At 55.2% G+C, this 15,462-nt stretch carries 12 protein-coding genes and 1 tRNA gene; 7 read left to right on the top strand and 6 right to left on the bottom strand.

Annotation, left to right across the window (positions count from 1 at the left end; genetic code table 11):
* Positions 1-40: 40 nt before the first annotated feature.
* Positions 41-128 (bottom strand) — tRNA-Ser (locus WH277_RS19355).
* A gap of 282 nt (positions 129-410) precedes the next feature.
* Here WH277_RS19355 and ghrA point away from each other — a divergent pair.
* Genes ghrA through WH277_RS19340 form a run of 3 tightly spaced genes read left to right on the top strand, consistent with a single transcriptional unit; the run spans position 411 to position 2,692 of the window.
* The gene (ghrA, locus tag WH277_RS19350; protein WP_339506498.1) at positions 411-1,349 is read left to right on the top strand and encodes a glyoxylate/hydroxypyruvate reductase GhrA; all 939 of its coding nucleotides are present in this window, start codon (positions 411-413) and stop codon (positions 1,347-1,349) included.
* A gap of 17 nt (positions 1,350-1,366) precedes the next feature.
* Entirely contained in the window at positions 1,367-2,104 is a 738-nt protein-coding gene (locus WH277_RS19345) for a phosphatase (RefSeq protein WP_133841735.1), read from the top strand.
* Positions 2,105-2,140: 36 nt separating this feature from the next.
* Positions 2,141-2,692 carry a TorD/DmsD family molecular chaperone gene (locus tag WH277_RS19340; protein WP_133841736.1) on the top strand — a complete coding sequence of 184 codons (552 nt, stop codon included), beginning with the start codon at positions 2,141-2,143 and terminating at the stop codon, positions 2,690-2,692.
* 193 nt (positions 2,693-2,885) lie between these two features.
* On the opposite strand, the gene WH277_RS19335 is transcribed toward WH277_RS19340, so the two are convergent.
* Together WH277_RS19335 and WH277_RS19330 are read right to left on the bottom strand one after the other, a co-directional pair.
* Positions 2,886-4,286, bottom strand: coding sequence for a CoA transferase (locus WH277_RS19335; RefSeq protein ID WP_339506495.1), 1,401 nt, complete (start codon positions 4,284-4,286; stop codon positions 2,886-2,888).
* Positions 4,287-4,306: 20 nt separating this feature from the next.
* Positions 4,307-5,218 (bottom strand): DMT family transporter, encoded by a 912-nt coding sequence (locus tag WH277_RS19330; protein ID WP_339506493.1) that lies wholly within the window; start codon positions 5,216-5,218, stop codon positions 4,307-4,309.
* A gap of 238 nt (positions 5,219-5,456) precedes the next feature.
* Here WH277_RS19330 and WH277_RS19325 point away from each other — a divergent pair, with 238 nt between their 5' ends.
* Complete coding sequence (locus tag WH277_RS19325) at positions 5,457-6,179, top strand: glutamine amidotransferase (protein ID WP_133841739.1); 723 nt, start codon at positions 5,457-5,459, stop codon at positions 6,177-6,179.
* Positions 6,180-6,417: 238 nt separating this feature from the next.
* Positions 6,418-7,938 (top strand): acetaldehyde dehydrogenase ExaC, encoded by a 1,521-nt coding sequence (gene exaC / locus WH277_RS19320; protein ID WP_167863853.1) that lies wholly within the window; start codon positions 6,418-6,420, stop codon positions 7,936-7,938.
* A gap of 57 nt (positions 7,939-7,995) precedes the next feature.
* Here exaC and WH277_RS19315 read toward each other — a convergent pair whose 3' ends face one another.
* The gene (locus tag WH277_RS19315) at positions 7,996-10,176 is read right to left on the bottom strand and encodes a putative bifunctional diguanylate cyclase/phosphodiesterase (protein WP_242462125.1); all 2,181 of its coding nucleotides are present in this window, start codon (positions 10,174-10,176) and stop codon (positions 7,996-7,998) included.
* A gap of 940 nt (positions 10,177-11,116) precedes the next feature.
* Between WH277_RS19315 and WH277_RS19310 the strand changes: the two genes are divergently transcribed.
* Positions 11,117-12,088, top strand: coding sequence for a glycosyltransferase family 2 protein (locus tag WH277_RS19310; protein WP_159336709.1), 972 nt, complete (start codon positions 11,117-11,119; stop codon positions 12,086-12,088).
* Positions 12,089-12,116: 28 nt separating this feature from the next.
* A complete protein-coding gene (locus tag WH277_RS19305) occupies positions 12,117-13,415 on the top strand; it encodes a flippase (RefSeq protein WP_133841741.1) in 1,299 nt (432 codons plus the stop codon).
* Positions 13,416-13,423: 8 nt separating this feature from the next.
* Here WH277_RS19305 and WH277_RS19300 read toward each other — a convergent pair whose 3' ends face one another.
* Both WH277_RS19300 and WH277_RS19295 read right to left on the bottom strand, forming a co-directional pair.
* Positions 13,424-14,758 (bottom strand): cation:proton antiporter, encoded by a 1,335-nt coding sequence (locus tag WH277_RS19300; RefSeq protein ID WP_339506490.1) that lies wholly within the window; start codon positions 14,756-14,758, stop codon positions 13,424-13,426.
* Between the two features lie 109 nt (positions 14,759-14,867).
* The gene (locus WH277_RS19295) at positions 14,868-15,428 is read right to left on the bottom strand and encodes an NADPH-dependent FMN reductase (protein WP_133842135.1); all 561 of its coding nucleotides are present in this window, start codon (positions 15,426-15,428) and stop codon (positions 14,868-14,870) included.
* Between the last annotated feature and the right edge of the window lie 34 nt (positions 15,429-15,462).

Here is a 15,462-nt window from a genome sequence, read left to right as displayed (position 1 = left end):
AAAAATGCCTGAACTTTCGCTCAGGCATTCTCTTAGAATATGGTGGTGAGAGAGGGGTTCGAACCCTCGATACGTTGCCGTATACACACTTTCCAGGCGTGCTCCTTCAGCCACTCGGACACCTCACCATATTGTTGTCACAACCGGGTTGCTGACGGGCGCTAATGTAGGGAAAACTGCGGTTGCGGTCAACACTGATTCCCGAAATATGCGTGCGTTTAGTCAGTTTTAAATCACTTTGCTGCTTAAAACGGCAGTGGGAAGACTTCATCCGCTGTTAAGCGGGTTACGCGCGGATCATGGCCTGATAATTTCACACTGTGCAGGCCACCGGACGGACGCCCGGCTAAAGTTTCACTTGCCAGCCGTCGCATTTTCCACGAGCTTAAGCAAAAAACAGGAGAAAAAACGTGGATATCATTTTTTATCACCCCTTTTTCAAGGCAGAGACCTGGATCAACGGTTTGCAGCAACGTCTGCCTCATGCCCGCATTCGTCAATGGCAGGTGGGAGACAACGGCCCGGCCGACTATGCGCTGGTGCGCCAGCCACCCGTTGAAATGCTTCAGGGGCGCGAGCTGAAGGGGGCGTTTGCGCTGGGCGCGGGCGTTGACGATATCCTGGGGCAGCTGCGTGAGCACCCTGAGATGCTGGCCCCGGGCGTGCCGCTGTTCCGCCTGGAAGATACCGGAATGGGGCGTCAGATGCAGGAGTACGCGGTGTATCACGTGCTCGGCTGGTTCCGCCGTTTTCCTGAATATCAGAAACAGAAAACCGAAACGCTCTGGCATCACCTGCGTAACCGTAAGCGCGATGAGTTCTCTGTCGGCATCCTCGGTGCTGGCGTATTGGGCCGCAGCGTCGCGCAAAGCCTGCTGGCATGGGATTTTCCGGTCAGTTGCTGGAGCCGCTCACCGAAACAGATCGACGGGGTTAGCAGTTTCCATGGCGAGCAGCAGTTAGGCGACTTCCTCTCTTCTACGCAGGTACTGATCAATCTGCTGCCCAATACGCCACAGACCGAAGGGATCCTCAATCGCCAGTTGCTCAGCCAGCTCAAACCCGGCGCGTTTTTGCTGAATCTTGCACGCGGTCCGCATCTGGTGGAAGCCGATCTGCTCGCCGCAATGGAAGCGGGCGAGGTGAGCGCTGCCGCACTGGACGTGTTTAATCACGAACCGCTGCCGGCCGAACATGCTTTCTGGTCGCATCCTGATATTGCGATTACGCCCCATAATGCGGCTGTAACCTTACCAGACGAAGCTATGGACTACATTGCACAGGCTATACTGCGACGTGAGAATGGCGAGATGCCAGAAGGGCGCGTTGATATCAGCCGCGGCTATTAATATAAAGGAGAAAACCGATGTATCCAGTTGACCTGCATATGCACACTGTGGCCAGCACTCATGCCTACAGTACGCTGCGTGACTACGTGTTACAGGCACAAACCTGTGGCGTCAAACTGCTGGCGATCACCGACCACGGCCCGGATATGGCCGATGCGCCGCACTACTGGCACTTCGTAAATATGAAGGTCTGGCCACGGGTGATTGATGGCGTGGGCATACTGCGCGGGATAGAAGCGAACATCAAAAATAATCAGGGTGAGATTGATTGCAGCGGGCCGATGCTCGACTCGATTGATATTATCGTAGCCGGTTTTCACGAACCGGTGCTGGCCCCGCAGGATAAAGCGAGCAATACCGAAGCGATGATCGCCACGATGGCGAACGGACTGGTGCATATCATCAGTCATCCGGGCAACCCGAAATATCCCATCGATATTCGGGCCGTTGCCGAAGCGGCAGCGAAGTATGATGTTGCACTGGAGCTGAATAACTCCTCGTTTACCACCTCCCGCGTGGGCAGTGAACCTAACTGTCGTGCCGTAGCCGCCGCTGTGCGTGATGCCGGTGGCCGTCTGGCGCTGGGGTCGGATTCGCATACCGCGTTTACCCTTGGTCACTTCGACCACTGCCTGCGCATTATGCGCGAGGTGGATTTTCCAGAGGATCGCGTGTTAAATGTCACGCCACGCCGCCTGCTGGACTTTTTACAACAGCGCACCGGCAGGGAAATTGCTGAATTCGCTGATTTGTGACGGTGTCACATATTACCTTTAACGGAACTGAAACACATGAATGAGTTTTCCATCATCTGCCGCATCCTGGGCTCGCTGTATAATCGTCAGCCTCAGGACCCGCTGCTGGTCCCTCTGTTTACCCTGCTGCGCGAAGGCAAACTGCAGCAGCACTGGCCGCTGGAGCAGGACGAACTGTTAACCCGCTTACAGCAGAACTGCGATCCCGCGCTGCTGGCGTCTGACTATAATGCGCTGTTTGTAGGCCCGGAATGCAAGGTGTCACCGTACGGTTCTCAGTGGGAAAATGGCCCGCAGGAAGCCGAAGTGCGGGCGTTTCTCAGCCAGCGTGGGATGCCGCTAACTGATGCGCCTGCCGATCATATTGGTGCCTTGCTGCTGGCATCGTCCTGGCTGGAAGATCAGTCTGAGGTCGATGAGTACCAGGCGCAGATCCAGCTGTTTGATGAGTTCCTGATGCCGTGGGTCGGTGCTTTCCTCGGAAAAGTGGAGGCACATGCGGGCAGCGCATTTTACCGCACGCTGGCGGCCATCAGCCGCGAAGCGTTGCAGGCGATGCGTGATGAACTGGAAGACGAGCAGGCGTAAGCGTCGGGCATCGTGATCCCGGTCGAGGCGTGCCTCGACCCTACGGTGATAGTGATAATCAGGCATTCATGCCCCGACCCTACGGCGAGGGTAATAACCATGCAGGGGTCAGGCATTCATGCCCCGACCCTACGGTGAGGGTGATAACCCTGTAGGGGTCAGGCATGCCCCGACCCTACGGCGAGGGTAATAATCATGTAGGGGTCAGGCATGCCTGACCCGTGCTGGCCCACTCCGCCGCTGCCGAACCGAACGGTGAAGGGGTTTTTGACCAGTTCAGCGGCATCCCCGGCAGCCAGAAGGGTGAACGCAGACGGTAAGCTACCCCCCAATGAGAAATAACGGCTTCGGCATCGTCGTCCTGAACCTGTCGCGGTCCAAGCCCTGCGGGCTGCGCATCCTGTGGATAGGGCGCATCCGTCAGCAGGCAGGCGGTGCGCGCCAGTGACAGACGGGCAGTAAACCCGGTGTTATGCAGCAGGCGCTGGCGTAATCCTTCCAGTACGGCGGCTGCCATCATATAGCCGGTGGCGTGGTCCAGTGCCTGCACGGGTAACGGCACCGGCGCATCGCTGCCCTGCCACAGGCGGCCGCGCTCGGCGATGCCGCAGGCCATCTGTACCAGACTGTCAAATCCACGGCGATTGCGCCACGGCCCGGTCCAGCCCCAGGCATTCAGGCTGACATCGACCAGCCCCGGCCTGATACGTTGCAGCGTTTCCGTGTCATAGCCCAGATTGCTGAGCGCATCGGCGCGGTAACCGTGCACCAGTACATCGCTCTGGCTGAGCAATTTTTCAAACTGCTGTCGCTCTTCGCTGGATTTCAGGTCAAGCCGTGCGCAGCGTTTTCCCAGGCTGATCTCTTCTTCCAGCGACGGCTCCTGCCAGCCGGGTGGGTCAATGCGCAGGACCTCTGCGCCCAGCCCGGCGAGAAAGCGAGTGGCCACCGGCCCGGCAATGATGCGCGTCAGGTCGAGTACGCGTACGCCGAGCAGCGGACGGGCGGGAAGCAGACGCCAGGTTGGTGCCGGGCCACAGGCCTGAAGGGTTTGTTCGATAAGCGCTTCCCGGCTGACGCTCTGGCCCTGAGCATGCTGCTGCCATTCGCTGAAACTGCGCAGGGCAGCGGCGCAGCCTCCGGCATCCACCACGGCCTGCTCAAGATCGCTGCCTGTCCATTGCGCGACGGCTGCCGCCAGCGTCTGACGTTCGGCGTGTTTCCCCAGCACCTTTTCCATCGCGGCCCGGTGATGCGGGGCGTTGGTGTGCAGGCGGATCCAGCCGTTCTCTGTGGCGTAATCCCCGGCGAAGGGATCCCACAGTGGCGGCATCTGACGATTGACCGGGCGAAGGGCATGCTGGAACCAGCGTGAAGCCAGCATCCCGTCCACCTCCAGCGAAGACGGGTTTCCCGTCAGGCTTGCTGCGGCCTGAGCGGCCAGCCCGATACTGGTGGCGGCGAGCTCGCTGACCGGATAAGCCGATACCAGCGCCCGATCGCCGCGGATCGTGAGTGAGGGCAGCGGTGAACTGTTGTTACGCAGTCCGTGCCACAGCTGTTGCCATAGCGCATCGCTCAGGCGGTTATCCATCTGACTCTCCTTACAGGGTTTCAGGGCCGGGTACGGTTTTTCCTGTGGCGGTCATAACGAAAGCGCGGCAAGCGTGCATGCATTTTCAGGTTACGCAGGTTAATCACCGCAATCGCCGTGCCGACAATCACCAGCACGCCACCCATCGCCTTAAAACTGTTCATGCTGTCGCCCAGTACCACCACGCCCATAATCACCGCCAGCACCGGCGTCAGCAGTGAGTACGGCATAATCAGGTTGACGTTGTAATGCTTCAGCAGGCTGTACCACAGCGAGTAGGCCACAATGGAGGAGCCAATCGCACTGAAAAGAGTGCCAAACCAACCCCGCCATGAAGAGTGTAGCAGCAGATTGAGTTGGTCAGATTCGACCACCCAGGAGGCACATCCCACCAGCGGGATGGCAAAAAAGGAGAGCCAGCCGGTCAGCGTCAGCGGGCTGATGGCCGGGGATTTTTTCACGATCATATTGCTGATGGCCCAGCCGAAGGCGCTAAGTAACAGCAGCAGCAGCACCCACCCGTTGGGGATGGTCGGGCTGCCGGCCAGCACCACAACGCCGCTGAGTGACAGAGCAATGCCCAACAGTTGCACCAACCGCAGTTTTTCTTTCAGCAACACCATCGCCAGCAACATGGCGATCGGCGTACCCAACTGCACGATCACCGCCGCCGTTCCGGCATCGGTATAGCTCAGGCTGACAAACAGCAGGGCGAAATGCATAAAGCCGAACGTAAAGCCGAGCGGCACAAGATAAAGCAGCTGCTGACGGGTGACGCGGGTAAAAGGCACCAGGATTAATGCCACCACCACAAAGCGCATGGTAATCATCAACAGAGGCGGCAGGTCGAGCAGCCCCCATTTAATGGCGATGTTATTAAATGCCCAAATGGACACCACCAGCAAAATCAGCAAAAAATGACGCAGAGCCACTGCACAGTCCTTAGCAAACGAAGTAGTCACGATAATCATGGCATGAAATGCACCAAATGAGGCGCTGAACTCCGTAGTTTTTTTAGCAGCCTGTGGCGCAAACCAGGCGAAAATCGAAGGGCTTAACCCGATGCTTTGTTTAAAGAATGCCAGAAAATGTTATGAGACAGTTTCGTGACAAGCTGCCATGATAATCACCGGGGTGAGCGACTCCGCCGAGATTCGAGGATTGAGCAAGATGACAGTGAGACTTCCGTTAGCCATTATCCAGCTTGAAACACCGCCGCAGGCGGTCAGCACCCTTGTCGGGGAGCAGAAGCAATGGTTCGTTGATGCGCTGAATCTGTCCGTGGAGGACTATATTGTGGTGCGCCCGGACCTGGGCGAACCTTTACCGGCGCTGGAGACGATTTCTGCGGCCATTCTCAGTGGCTCCTGGGCGATGGTCACCGATCATGCTGAATGGAGTGAGCGTACCGCCGCCTGGGTACGCCATGCGGTGGCAGAACAGTTACCGCTGCTGGGTGTCTGTTACGGACATCAGCTGATGTCTTATGCGCTGGGCGGTGAAGTCGGCGATAACCCTAATGGTTGGGAACGCGGCCTGACGGCACTGGAAGCGCGCGCGGAGAGCCATCACGATCCGCTTCTGGCATCGTTGCCAACGCAGTTCTCGGCCTGGCTGTCGCACCGTCAGTCGGTGCTGACGCCGCCGCCGGGTGCCCAGGTGCTGGCGGCATCCGCGCAGGACGGTTGCCAGATTATTCGCTACTCGGCGCAGGCATTATCGGTGCAGTTTCACCCGGAATTCACCGCCGAGATCATGACGGCCTGCCTGAAAAACAGCCTGAAAGATGCCGAGATCGACCACCTGGTGCCTGCGCGAGCGGAGCCGGAGTGGCCGCGTCAGTTACTGCGCGATTTTTGGCAGCAGGGTCTGCCGGTGGCAAAACGCGCCTGACCCGCTAAAGCCGCCGGGATAGCCTCATCCCGGCGGCAGTCGTGCTCTTTCGGCTATGATGAACACCCTGTGCGCTACCTCACACCGCCTCGCTAAAATCCTGATTTCCTCTCGATGCCGTCACAGTTTATTGCCGTGCAATCTGACAAGCTCACTTTTGTCGATAATGTTAATAATGAGTTATTTTATTGTTAACGGCGAAGTCGCTACGGCGATATCTTTCTACAGGAGAGCGATGATGCGCTATGCATATCCGGGCAGTAAAGAGTCACTGATTACCCTGAAGCCGCAGTATGGCAATTACATCAACGGGGAATTCTCCGCGCCCGTGAACGGTGCTTACTTCACGAATACCTCCCCAGTCAATGGATCGGTGATTGGCGAGTTTCCCCGGTCTGACAAAGACGACGTTGAAAAAGCTCTGGATGCGGCGCACGCCGCTGCCGATGCCTGGGGAAAAACATCGGTGCAGTCGCGCTCTCTGACGTTGTTGAAAATTGCCGATCGTCTGGAACAGCATCTGGAAACCCTGGCCGTGAATGAAACCTGGGATAACGGCAAACCAGTCCGTGAGACGCTGGCCGCTGACCTGCCGCTGGCGGTGGATCATTTCCGTTATTTCGCCGGATGCCTGCGCGCTCAGGAGGGCACCGCGGCAGAGATTGATGAATTTACTGCGGCCTACCATTTCCATGAACCGCTGGGCGTGGTGGCGCAAATCATCCCGTGGAATTTCCCCTTGCTGATGGCGGCGTGGAAACTGGCACCCGCGCTGGCGGCGGGCAACTGCGTGGTGCTGAAACCGGCTGAGCAGACGCCATTGTCGATCACCTTGTTTGTTGAACTGATAGGCGACCTGCTGCCCAAAGGCGTGCTGAATGTGATCCACGGATTTGGCCGCGAAGCGGGTGAAGCGCTGGCGTCCAACCCGCGTATCGCCAAAGTCGCTTTTACCGGTTCAACCGCCACAGGCGGACATATTCTTGAACTGGCGGCGAAAAACCTGATCCCGTCCACCGTGGAGTTGGGTGGTAAATCGCCGAACATCTTCTTTGAAGACATTATGCAGGCCGAACCGTCCTTTATTGAGAAAGCCGCAGAAGGGGTGGTGCTGGGCTTTCTCAACCAGGGCGAGGTCTGTACCTGTCCGTCACGTGCGCTGGTACAGGAGTCGATTTACGAACCCTTTATGGCCGCGGTGATGAAACGGGTGAAAACCATCAAACGCGGTGACCCGATGGATACCGATACCATGGTCGGTGCGCAGGCTTCACAGCAGCAGTTCGATAAAATCCTCTCTTACCTGGAGATTGCTCAGAAAGAGGGCGCTGAAATTTTGGCGGGCGGCGGGGTGGAAAAACTGGAGGGCGATCTCGCCACCGGTTACTACATTCAGCCAACCTTACTCAAGGGGGACAACAGCATGCGTGTCTTCCAGGAGGAGATCTTCGGACCGGTGGTCGGGATTACCACCTTTAAAGATGAGGCTGAGGCGATTGCGATTGCCAATGATTCTATTTATGGCCTTGGCGCGGGGGTCTGGACGCGTGATATCAACCGTGCTTACCGCGTAGGGCGGGCGATTAAGGCCGGGCGCGTGTGGACCAACTGTTACCACCTCTATCCGGCACATGCTGCGTTTGGCGGGTATAAGAAATCGGGTATTGGCCGCGAGACGCATAAAATGATGCTCGATCACTACCAGCAGACCAAAAACCTGCTGATCAGTTACAGCATTCAACCGCTGGGTTTCTTCTGAGTGTCCTGGCCGGGGTTCCCCCGGCCATCTCCGTTTGCTTCCTTCCTTCATCAACCACTAGCTGGCGTGACGCTGATTAATTAACTGTGGGATCTGCTCTTTGGGCACCGCTTCAGAGAACAGAAAACCCTGCAGCTGGTTACAGCCCGCGCGGGCCAGCGCATTCATCTGCCCGGACGTTTCCACGCCTTCAGCGGTTACGATCAATCCCATCGCATGGCCCAACTTCACCACGGATTCGATGATGGCGCTGGAATTACTGGTCACGCCGAGCGACTGGGTGAACGAGCGGTCAATTTTGATTTTGTCCACGGCAAAATGACTGAGGTAGTTGAGGCTGGAATAACCCGTGCCGAAGTCATCAAGGGCAATGCGGAACCCGGCTTCGCGCAGCTCATCGATAATCGCCTTCGCCATTTTTTCATCGTCAATCAGCACGCCTTCGGTGATCTCCAGCTCGATGTTTGACGGGGAAATCTGCTCTTTCCTGACGATAGCCTTGATGCGGTCGACAAAGCCCAGCGATCGAAACTGCAACGGGGACACATTGACAGCAAGGGTTAAATCCGGCCACAGGCGGGCAACGCGGCAGGCTTCACGCAGCACCCACTCTCCGAGCTGGGTGATCAGCCCAATATCTTCCGCTATCGGGATAAACTCCGTCGGCGAGATCATACCGTGAACCGGATGTTGCCAGCGCATCAGTGCCTCCAGCCCCACGACTTTTTCCCCACTGATATCCATCAGAGGCTGGTAATAGACGTTCAGACCGTCTTTGGTCTTCAACGCATGCCGCAGGTCAGCGCCGATCTGTTGGCGAGTTTTGAGGGACTCATCCATCGACCTTTCAAACAGGCGGTACTGTCCGCGTCCCTGATTTTTCGCTTCATACAGCGCGATATCCGCTTTGCGCATTATCTCCATCCGTTCCGTAGCATCGTCAGGCGCCAGTACCACGCCAATGCTGATACCCACCCAGGTTTCATTTCCCAGTAGAGTAAAGGGATGTCTCATCACGTCGAGAATTCGCTGGCATAGTGCAGTGGCCTCCTGCGTTGAGGTGATGTCTTTTTGAATAATGACAAATTCATCACCCCCCAGGCGACCCACGGTGTCGATATGACGCACCAGTCCGTTCAGACGATGGGCGACCTCAATAATCAGTTCATCACCGGCCTGATGCCCATAGGTGTCATTGATGATTTTAAAACGATCGAGATCGAGCAGCAGCACCGCCACCTTATCCTTCTGCCGGGAGACGCGCACCAGAGCCTGGGTCATGCGTTCTTCCACCAGTGCCCGATTAGGCAGACCGGTCAGCACATCATGAAATGCCAGATGCTGTGCCTGCGCTTCGCTGGCACCCAACTGGAGGAGGGAATCTGAGAGGCGCATCGATGACACCCACAGCCGACGTATCATCAGAATACAAATCAGGGTGATCACCAGCGATACCAGCAGCACCAGCGGTGTAATCACCTTCAGCATACGTGATCCGGGGCGGTCAGCCTGCCATTGCAGGTTGCCAATCGGGACCCCGTCGAGAGAGGTCAGCGCATAATGGCCGCTCTCGGTGACGGGCGTAAGACCGTCGGTAAAATGCAGGCCGTGCAACAGGCTCCGCTGGGCCAGTGTCTCCAGCCAGGCGCTGTCGAGACGGCGAATACTCAGCATGGAATATTGACCGCTGTCGGCGGCATCTCCGCTGATCTGCCCGATAGCGACAATCGCCGGGGCATTATCGATCAGCGCGAAGCCCACCCGATCACGGCGTCCGCTGTTTGGGCTGTTCGCATGCAGCAGACTTTGCTGAAACGGACGCACGGGCCAGGCAATATGGCCGAACTGCTCCACCGGCGCATTACGTCCATTCTCCCACAGATAAACCGGATTGCCCGAAGCATCCAGCAGGGAGATGACTTGATGATCAAACATGGTGGAGAGCCAGGCACCGACATTCTCATTGAGCCATTGCAGGTTGTGCGTACCCTGCGCCAGGCGATCGGCCAACGGCTGCCACTGCGTCAGACTGCGTTGTTGTTTGAGCATATCGCTCAGGCTTTGCGACATCGTGGTCTGAATAATTTGCTGCTGCTGAATGGCTGCGTCGTTATTGGTGCGTGTGCTCGCCCAGTTCAAGGTAAAAATGCCAGCACTAAAGGTGATAAGTAAAACGACAATCAAAGGGATCAGCACATCTTTAATGAAATGCTGACGAAAATTGTCAGAGATCTTCATGATTTTAACCATCCAGGTTGCTCTTGGGTGTGGCCGAAAGCGCTTAATTGAGGCTAGCATAAATGACAACGTGCGCGGCTTCAGTGCCTCGGGGATTTGACGCGAGATTGATTTTTCAAACGATTATTTGTTCAGTTTGTGTTAAGTAATAAAACAAATTTATCAGTTTTGCGTTAATGCGGGCGTTGGCGCGAGGCTGATGCCTCACTGACAGGGCATTTGAAGGATGAGAGGTGTGGCGAAAAGCTTATCCGGAAGCGTCTCTTTACCGATAATAATGTCAGTATGAGCCTTAACACAAATTAGCCTCCTCGCTATGGAGGGTTTAGTTAATGGGGTTTAAGGGTGTTTCAATCAGATTTGTCTGCTTTGCGTAGTGTTGCGATCGGTTTTGTTATCTTTCTGCCTGAGCGTTTTTGACGTCCCCTGACGGTAGAAAGTGTAAACAACCCTTTCATCAGTTTGGTCTGGTGCCCGACGACGTCATGGCCTTTATAGGGCTAACATGACGATTTTAATAGGAAACAGGGTAAGAAAAACACGGTGTATTGATTCGTTGCTAAGATAATCCTCATTTCAGCGTTACTCCATGAAACAGTGAGTGCCTGAGATTTATCCTGAAGAGCATCAAGGTTTACAGGAGGTTGATACTGTTGCAATGGCATTTTTTTACGGAATGGACCCATGAGTAATTCATTAATTATGTATTAATGAATATTTTAATATGTGACTTAATTGATTAGCTGTTTATGAATCGTTTATAAATAGATTAATTAATGATTCCCCGTATCTTGTTTACGTTTTGTTTGGGTTTTTCTTATGTGATTCTAATAATGTTCCAGGTATTTTCCTAAACCCTTGTCCCGCACTGAAGGTGCGTTGATCTTTATCGTTTTCTGGTGTTAATTAAACAGGTTCCCAAAACGGTGAGACAAATGTGATGACACAAAAAAATCTGTCGGTGATTATCCCTGCGTATAACGTGGCGAATTATATTGTCGAGTGCATTGATTCTTTACTGGCGCAAATCCCTGCGCCGAATGAATTAATTATCATTAATGACGGTTCGACGGATGACACCCTGGAACGAATAGAACAACACTATGCCCGCGAAGAGCAGGTCCGTATCTTCACCATCCCTAATGGCGGATTGGGTCAGGCGCGCGACTACGGCATTGCGCTGGCACAGGGTAAATACATCTTCTGCTGTGATCCTGATGATGTCGTTTGTGAGGGGTTTTATGAGGAATTAAGCCAGATTACTACGCTTTATCCAGAGCTGGAACTCTTCTGTTTTAATTCACTCATGTTTGAAGACAATGATCCGGAACGTATCTACCCCAAAGTACAGCACCACCAATTTGGCTTGTTGCGTGCGCAGGATATTTTCCAGGGTCTGCTTAATAGTGGCGCGTATACATCGGCTACCTGGAATTACGTTCTTAAAAAAGAGATCATAGACCGGTTTCATTTGAAATACATTACCCGGCTGCATGAAGATCATAGTTTTACCGTAGAGGCATTTATGCGCTGTCGTATTGCCTGGGTGAGTCGGCACCTTTACTATCGGCAACGTATTCGCAGTGGCTCACTGACCAACAGTCATAAAAGTGACAGTTTTTTTCGCCAACGTTATGACGCCTTTCTCGGCTCGTATGAAAAATTAGTTAAACTGACCGATGGTGTGAGTGAAAAGGCCGAGCTTCGTCGTCTTTATCTTATTCACTCCTTCAGATTAATGATCCATCTCTCCCTGGCCAGTGGACAGCGGGTGCCCGATTATGTCATGAATGCGATTTATTATTTCGGGAAAACACTAAAGCCGGAAGGTGCGGTCAACTGGCTGCTGTTAAGACAACCCGAATTATATTCTCATCTGATCAGGATAAAGCGGAGTCTGCGTAAAGCATGAATGGAATCTCACATAAGGTCAGAGACTGATGGCTAAAGTAATCGATAAAAGTCTGTTAATTAACGTGCTGTCATTGCTGGCCTATCGCGGGACGTCCTTTATCTTCCCGCTGGTTACCCTGCCGTATCTGGCGCGCATTCTTGGCGTTGAGCATATGGGGCTGCTGGCGCTGGGTCTGGCGTGCGTGATGTACTGCAGCACGATTTCCGACTGGGGGTTCAATGTCTACACCACCAAGGACATTGCTCAACATCGCGACGATAAGCAGCGAGTGACGCAGCTATTCTGGTCGACGTTTAATGCTAAGTTGATCCTGGGCTGCTCAACGCTGGCGATCCTGCTGCTGCTGACCTGGTTTAACCCGGCGTGGCACGCGCTGTTCTATATCGTGCTGGCGAACTCTACGGTGTTGTTTGGCCAGTTGCTCTCTTTTGGCTGGCTGATGCAGGGGTTTGAAAAACTGGGTAAAACCTCGATTATTTCCACCGTCGGGCAGTTCTGTTCCATCCCCCTGACGTTTCTGCTGGTGAAGACGCCAGAAGACACCTGGCTGGCGGCGTTGATCCCGGGTGTAGTGGCCTTTATTACTGCCATCATCACCCTGAGTCTGGTAGTGCAGATGCGGGTTATTGGTTTCTACCGCTTTGAACCACGCGAAATAATGCAACGCATCAAAGACAGCCTGCATGTGTTTTTGGCGATCTTTGGTGCCAATTTATTCAATAACATTAACGTGCTGATCCTCGCCAGTATGACCAGCACCTATATGGTGGGGCTGTATAACGGTGCCGACCGCCTGAAGAAAGCCGCTAACTCAGTGCCGGAACAGATAGGCAATGCGTTTTTTCCGCGCGTCAGTCACCTGTTTCATAAAGATCGTGCTGCCGCGATTGCCGCAACGCGGAAAAGCATCACTCTGTCGTTTCTGATCAGTCTGTTTATCGTGGTGTTCACCTTCTTTTTTGCGGATTATGTGGTGCGGATCCTGTTGGGGGCGGCGTTTCATGACTCAGCCAATGTGCTGCGCGTGGTGGTGTGCGGCTTTATTTTTGGCAATATCAGTTACCCGGCCGGACTGCAAATCCTTATCCCGTACGGCCTGGCGAAACAGCGTATGCATGTGATGTTTATTGTCGGGCTGATTAACATCCCGATCTGCTGCCTGCTGGCATGGCAATATGGTGCCATCGGCGCGGCCAGTTCACTGGTGCTCTCAGAGTTCCTGGTGTTTGTTGGTATCCTGCGCATTATGGTCAAGCACGATATTCTGAAGGTCTATCTTGCCCGGCCAGCGGCATTTAAGCAGCCAGGCAATGAACAGGCCTGAATCAGGCGTTAGTCGCGGCGAAGGCGTGACTGACGCCAGTTCAGTAACGGTGTGACGGAAATGCCATGCACCACCACGCTGGCAACGATAAGCGTGAATGCCATATCCGCCATGCGTGCGGCCTCCGGGCCATCAAGCCCATGCGTATAGGCCCAGGCAATATAGTTGATACTGCCAATGCCGCGTATGCCCAGCCAGCCGATGGTGGCGCGTTGTAACGGCGGAGTATCAACACCCAGCGTGGCAATCCAGACCGAGAGCGGGCGGATGGCGAAAAACAGCAGGGCGGCCAGCAGGATGCCGGTGACGTTCCAGTGCTGCGCCAGTGTGACACCCAGAACAATAATAATGGCCGCGGCAAACAGGCGTTCAATCGTATCGCCAAACGACAGCGCATCGCTGACCACCAGTCCGGCTGAACCGACCGGGTTGGTCTGTTCCCCCTGGTGGCGAGCATTAGGATTGACCAGCTCCTCCGCAGGCGGATGGTAATCACTCTCCTGAAACGCTTCCGTTGGAAAGTGCCGCACCACGCGCATCTCGGCGCGGCGTAAACCGACCCCGGCAGCAAAGGCTGACAGAAAGCCGGAGGCATCCAGCGACTGTGCAATCGCATAGCTGAGCGCAATCAGCGCCAGCGCGAGAAAATCATTGGGGGCGACATCCTGATGGGTATGGCGCAGGTGCGAGGCATACTGCCCAATCAGCCGACCGAGCACAAAGCCGATCAGGCTTCCCCCCACCACCGCCCAGAGAACATCCACCAGCGCCCAGTGGCTGAATAACGTCCAGGATAGCTCGCCGCTGCCGGTGAGCAGCAATACTGCCAGCATCAGCAATGGCAGGGCTGTGCCATCATTCAGCCCGGCTTCACTGGAGAGCGAGACGCGCAGATTATCGTCATCGCGCGCATCATTCACGGAGATCAGGCTGGCGAGCACCGGATCGGTGGGGGCCACGATAGCACCAAACGCCAGCGCCAGCGGCCATGAGAATCCGGCCAGCCAGTGTGCTGCCAGCGTGACGCCTGCCACCGTGAGTAACATCCCGGGGAAAGCCAGTCGCAGCCCCATCCGCCATCCGGGACTGTTCAGCGGCAGACGCAGTTTCAGTCCGGTGATAAACAGTGAGGCGGCCATCGCGATTTCAGTCAGATTTTTTGCGAGGTGGGCGTGGGCAGCAATATCAATCTGTAGCAGATTCAGTACCCAGGGGCCACACAGGACCCCGGCGATTAAATAGATAGCAAAAGCCGTCACCGGGCCCCGGCTTATCCAGCCAGAGGCGAGCGACATCAATAATAACAACCCGCCTGTGGCCGCGGTCCATCCAATAAATCCCATCTTTTCTCCGCTTGCGATACTTCATTGTGCCAATGTGCTCTATACAGGATAGAGCTTTTCCTGGTTTTGCCAGGAAAAGCGTGTGCGTAACGAAAAGAGGGGACAGCGATTAGCGACGTGCTGCCTGCGCCAGCGCTGCCAGCTGTGCGGTCAGATGCTGGCGGGTGCTTTCATCGGTGATGGTATCGCTCGCGGCATCAATACGGCTGGTGGCCTGGCCGATCATAATTTCCGGTTTATTCAGCACCTGGGCGTTAAGAAAGACCATGCTCTGACGCAGATGATACTGCGCACGTGCGCCGCCAATCATCCCCGGCGAGGCACTCTGGATCGCCACCGGTTTGTTGGCAAACGGATTCTCCGGAAGGCGGGACAGCCAGTCGATGGCGTTTTTTAGCGCGCCCGGCACCGAATAGTTATATTCCGGCGTCACGATCACCACGCCATCGGCGGCGGCAATCGCTTTACCCATTTCCAGTACTGCTGCCGGGATGCCTTCATCCTGAATATCGGCGTCATAGTGCGGTAAGTCGGCAATCGAACCGAGTGCGTGAATCTCAACCCCAACCGGAGCCAGCGCAGGCAGGTTGCGTGCCACAACGGCATTCAGTGAGGCTTTACGCAGGCTGCCCAGCAGGGTGACAAACGTCAGTTTGGCGTCTTCAGACATCATATTTTCCTTTAGTCAGTGTAAGAACCGTGAA

Source organism: Erwinia sp. MYb416 (assembly GCF_037479575.1).
In the GTDB taxonomy this organism is placed as follows: domain Bacteria; phylum Pseudomonadota; class Gammaproteobacteria; order Enterobacterales; family Enterobacteriaceae; genus Erwinia; species Erwinia rhapontici.
The sequence above is the reverse complement of the archived record's forward strand: the minus strand, read 5'-3'. Positions and strand labels throughout refer to the sequence as shown.

Coding starts and splice junctions, on each gene's coding strand:
- WH277_RS19335 (WP_339506495.1), bottom strand. CDS start 4,286: ATGGATAACCGCCTGAGCGATGCGCTATGGCAACAGCTGTGGCACGGA.
- WH277_RS19295 (WP_133842135.1), bottom strand. CDS start 15,428: ATGTCTGAAGACGCCAAACTGACGTTTGTCACCCTGCTGGGCAGCCTG.
- WH277_RS19300 (WP_339506490.1), bottom strand. CDS start 14,758: ATGGGATTTATTGGATGGACCGCGGCCACAGGCGGGTTGTTATTATTG.
- WH277_RS19325 (WP_133841739.1), top strand. CDS start 5,457: ATGACAGTGAGACTTCCGTTAGCCATTATCCAGCTTGAAACACCGCCG.
- exaC (WP_167863853.1), top strand. CDS start 6,418: ATGCGCTATGCATATCCGGGCAGTAAAGAGTCACTGATTACCCTGAAG.
- WH277_RS19345 (WP_133841735.1), top strand. CDS start 1,367: ATGTATCCAGTTGACCTGCATATGCACACTGTGGCCAGCACTCATGCC.
- WH277_RS19340 (WP_133841736.1), top strand. CDS start 2,141: ATGAATGAGTTTTCCATCATCTGCCGCATCCTGGGCTCGCTGTATAAT.
- WH277_RS19310 (WP_159336709.1), top strand. CDS start 11,117: ATGACACAAAAAAATCTGTCGGTGATTATCCCTGCGTATAACGTGGCG.
- WH277_RS19315 (WP_242462125.1), bottom strand. CDS start 10,176: ATGAAGATCTCTGACAATTTTCGTCAGCATTTCATTAAAGATGTGCTG.
- WH277_RS19305 (WP_133841741.1), top strand. CDS start 12,117: ATGGCTAAAGTAATCGATAAAAGTCTGTTAATTAACGTGCTGTCATTG.